The organism is Puniceicoccaceae bacterium, from assembly GCA_040224245.1.
Lineage (GTDB): Bacteria > Verrucomicrobiota > Verrucomicrobiia > Opitutales > JAFGAQ01 > JAKSBQ01.
Map to the genome: position 1 here is coordinate 1 of JBEGIR010000086.1, position 4037 is coordinate 4037.

The following is a 4037-nucleotide window of genomic DNA, read 5'->3' on the forward strand; positions in this document are numbered from 1 at the left end:
GCGAAAGCCCTACGAGTGGAACGATAAAAACCCTACGAGTGGAACGATGAAAACCCGCGAGTGGACGTCTGGAACCCCCTACACCTCCATGCGCGTCCTCTTTCGCCACAATCGGATCAGTCTTCAAATCAGTCGTTATGACTTTAGTCATAACTTTTTCGGAAGTCCTTGACCCCCTTCGAATTGGCCTGAACGCTGGGAGTTAGACCCTGAGGGTGGGAGGTGGGGCTGGCTTTTGTCGGCACCACTTTTCCTGCCCGATTTTGACCCAAACCCGTCTTAATATCATGAAGTTACCCCATCGATTCTTCTGGGCTGTCTGGCCCTGTTGCATTGCCCTCTTCGGGCTGAGCCTTGTTTCCCGTGCGGAGGTGATGCCTCCTTTTGTTTTGGGGGACTCAGCACCGCGCGAGCGAGTGCGACTCGATACAGGCTGGCGCTTCATGAAGTATGCAGACCCTGAGCAGGCGGATGAGCTGATCTACGATGTTCGGCCCAAGGATGTGCGGAACTCCTGGGAGGCCATCGATGCGGATACGCAGCCGACGGAAGCTGAAACTGTCGAAGCAGACACCTTTGTCCTGAAACCCTGGATTCTGCCCTCTGGCAATGCGTTTCTCAACGACCCCGCCGAGCATCACGTTCGACCGGAGGGCAATCCCGGCGGGGATTTTCCGTTTGTGCAGTCGGACTTTGATGACAGTGGATGGAAATCCGTCACACTGCCCCACGACTGGGCGATAGCGGGCCCGTTTTACGAAGGAGGCGATGCTCAGGTTGGTGGTGGCATGGGCAGACTCCCGAGTCCGGGAGTGGCCTGGTATCGCAATCAGTTTTTCCTTTCTGAGCAGGATGCGGGTAAACACGTCTTTCTGGAGGTGGAGGGCGCGATGTCGTATGCGATGGTGTGGCTGAACGGACATCTCGTTGGTGGCTGGCCCTTCGGCTACGCAACCTGGCAGCTGGACTTGACTCCCTATTTGAAGCACGGAGTTCCCAATCAACTGGCGATTCGCCTCGACAATCCTCCCGAATCCTCGCGCTGGTATCCGGGCGGTGGGTTGTACCGCGATGTTTGGTTAGTGAAGACCCAACCCGTGCACGTTGCGCAGTGGGGTCACCAGATCACGACACCTGAGGTTTCTGAAACTGAGGCGGCAGTGCGGGTGCGCACGACGGTGGCAAACCAGTCCGAACAGACCGTGCAGGTATGGGTGCAGACTCAGTTGCACGCAGTCGAGCGGGAGACAGGGCAGACTGGCGCAGCGGTGGCAACGCTCGATGTGCACAAACTGGAGCTTTCAGCAGAGCAGCAGCAGACACTTGAAGGCATGGTTCGGCTCAAAAATCCCAAACTCTGGCATCCGCTTCCCGAGGCGACACCCCACCTGTATGAGGCCGTTACCGAAGTTCGTGTGAACGGGAAACTTGTTGACCGCTATGCCACACGCTTTGGGGTTCGCAAACTCGAGTTTGATCCCGAACATGGGGTGCTGGTGAATGGGAAGCGCATTCCCCTGCGAGGTGTGAATCAGCATCATGATCTTGGAGCGTTGGGAGCGGCGTTCAATTTGCGCGCGGCGCAGCGGCAGCTGGAAATCCTTCGGGACATGGGCTGCAATGCAATTCGCATGGCGCACAACCCGCCAGCACCCGCTTTGCTCGACCTCTGTGATGAGATGGGGTTTTTGGTGTTTAATGAATCCTTCGACGTGTGGGAGCGCAAAAAAGCCGGACTTGATTTTCACCTGATTTTCCCCGACTGGCACGAGCAGGACATGCGTGCGCTCGTCAGGCGTGATCGCAACCATCCGTCCGTTTTCATCTGGAGCACGGGTAATGAAGTGGGGGAACAGTACACCGATGAAGAAGGAGCCGCAGTTGCGGCACGGTTGAAGCAGATCGTGAATGAGGAGGATCCGACGCGACCGACTTCGGCGTCCATGAACTGGGCCAAACCGCACATGCCCTTTCCGCGTGAGATGGATCTCATCAGTCTGAACTACCAGGGCGAGGGCATTCGCCAGGACCCCATGTTTGAAGGAACGGACCGCATCCAAACGCCGCCGATGTATCCTGCCTTTCGCGAGGCGTTTCCAGAAAAAGTGATCGTGAGCAGCGAATCCGCCTCTGCGTTCAGCAGTCGCGGGATATATCTGTTTCCGGTGGCGGAAGGGGTCAGCAGTCCGGTTCGGGATGGCATGGGTGGAGACTCATCGATCCAGCATGTCAGCTCCTATGAACTGTATGCCGTGGATTTTGGTTCGGCAGCGGACAAGGTGTTTGCGAAGCAGGATCAGAATCCCTACGTGGCGGGGGAATTTGTCTGGTCGGGCTGGGACTACCTGGGGGAACCGACGCCGTATTACCTGTCGCGCAGCTCCTACTGCGGCATCATCGATCTCGCCGGATTTCCCAAAGACCGCTACTACCTGTATCAGTCGCGTTGGCGTCCGGATGAACCCATGGCGCACATCCTGCCGCACTGGAACTGGCCGGAACGCGTGGGCAAGGTCACCCCTGTACACGTTTTTACCTCGGGAGATGAAGCGGAGTTGTTTCTGAACGGACGCTCACTCGGGCGGAAATCGAAGGGTGAGTATGAGTACCGTCTGCGCTGGGATGATGTGGTCTATGAACCTGGAAAACTTGAAGTCGTCGCCTATCAGCACGGAAAGCGTTGGGCGACGAGTGCTGTGGAAACCACTGGCCCAGCTGAGACACTGGTGCTGGAGGCGGATCGCGACGTGATTGCAGCTGATGGTCGTGACCTCAGTTTCATCGCGCTCAAAGTGGTCGACGCTGAGGGTCGGTTTGTTGCGACTTCCACTCCAAAGATTACGTTTTCAATCGAGGGACCCGGTGCGATCATCGCCACCGACAATGGTGATCCGACGGACATGCAGCCTTTTCCCTCACACGTGCGCCGTGCCTTCAGCGGTCGCTGCCTGGTCATTGTGAGTGGAAAGGCGGGCGAAACGGGAACCTTGCGAGTACACGCCGAAGCTGCAGGCATGCCGCGCACGACGGTCGAGATACAGACCCGCATTGTGAGCGAACGCGACTGAGCGATGCCTCAGACAGGTAGGCGATACCCATTCTTGTTAAAAGCACTGATCATCAATCACGTTTATTCGATCTCGATGATGCCTCGCTTCACCGCCAGCAGCACCGCTTGCGTGCGGTCAGCGACGCCGAGCTTGGAGAGGATGCTGGTGAGGTGCACTTTGACGGTGCCCTCGACCAGGTTTAACTCCGCACCGATTTCCTTGTTGCTCATGCCCTTGGCGACGCAGGCGAGCACCTCCATCTCGCGTGGAGTGAGGTTGGTGGCGGCGCGAAATCCAATGCGCGCGCTCACTTCGGGCGGCATGAAAGTCTCACCCCTGTGCACGATGCGAATGGCCTCGAGCAATTGATCGAGTGGCATATCCTTTGCCACAAACCCGGATGCTCCTGCCCGGAATGCGGAGTAGATCTCCTCGCCTCCGGCAAAGTTACTGTAGACCAGAATGCGGCAGTGTTTGTTCAGCTCGTTCAGCTTGCGAATGGTCTGCAGTCCGCCAAGTTGCGGCATGCGCAGGTCGAGGATGACGACATCGGGGCGGTGGGTTTGATAGGCTTCGATTGCCTCCATTCCGTTTTCGGATTCGGCAATAACCTTTAGGTCGGGTTCGCCGGAAATCGCGCTTACCAGACCCATACGCATGACGATGTGATCGTCGACGAGAAGGATGGAGATGCATGGATTCGAATTCATGATGTGGAATGCATGGAAGAAGATTCAGAAGGGCGTGCGAGGAACATGCGGATGCAAGTGCCGCGCCCGGGTTCACTTTCAATGTCAAGTTGAGCCCCGATGGATTTGGCGCGATTGCGCATGCCTCGCAGACCAAAATGCCGGGACTGGTCAAAATAGGATGTTGAATCAAATCCGACACCATCATCACGGATGTTCAGGTGCAGCCCATCGGACTCATAACACAGGTGGAGTAGAATGCGGGCAGGTTTGGCGTGGCGAACCGCATTGGTCATGC

Annotated in this window: 3 protein-coding genes; 1 reads left to right on the forward strand and 2 read right to left on the reverse strand. The window is 57.0% G+C overall.

Features of this window, described 5'->3' with window-relative positions; translation table 11 throughout:
* Positions 1-374 precede the first annotated feature (374 nt).
* Positions 375-3068, forward strand: coding sequence for a beta-galactosidase GalB (gene galB, locus ABQ298_14565; GenBank protein MEQ9825606.1), 2694 nt, complete (start codon positions 375-377; stop codon positions 3066-3068).
* A gap of 62 nt (positions 3069-3130) precedes the next feature.
* Here galB and ABQ298_14570 read toward each other — a convergent pair whose 3' ends face one another.
* Both ABQ298_14570 and ABQ298_14575 read right to left on the reverse strand, forming a co-directional pair.
* A complete protein-coding gene (locus tag ABQ298_14570; protein MEQ9825607.1) occupies positions 3131-3760 on the reverse strand; it encodes a response regulator transcription factor in 630 nt (209 codons plus the stop codon).
* Positions 3757-4037, reverse strand: a 281-nt coding sequence (locus ABQ298_14575; protein ID MEQ9825608.1) for an ATP-binding protein, incomplete at its 5' end; no start/stop codon positions are given. The genes ABQ298_14575 and ABQ298_14570, both read right to left, overlap by 4 nt.

Coding starts and splice junctions, on each gene's coding strand:
- ABQ298_14570 (MEQ9825607.1), bottom strand. CDS start 3,760: ATGAATTCGAATCCATGCATCTCCATCCTTCTCGTCGACGATCACATC.
- galB (MEQ9825606.1), top strand. CDS start 375: ATGCCTCCTTTTGTTTTGGGGGACTCAGCACCGCGCGAGCGAGTGCGA.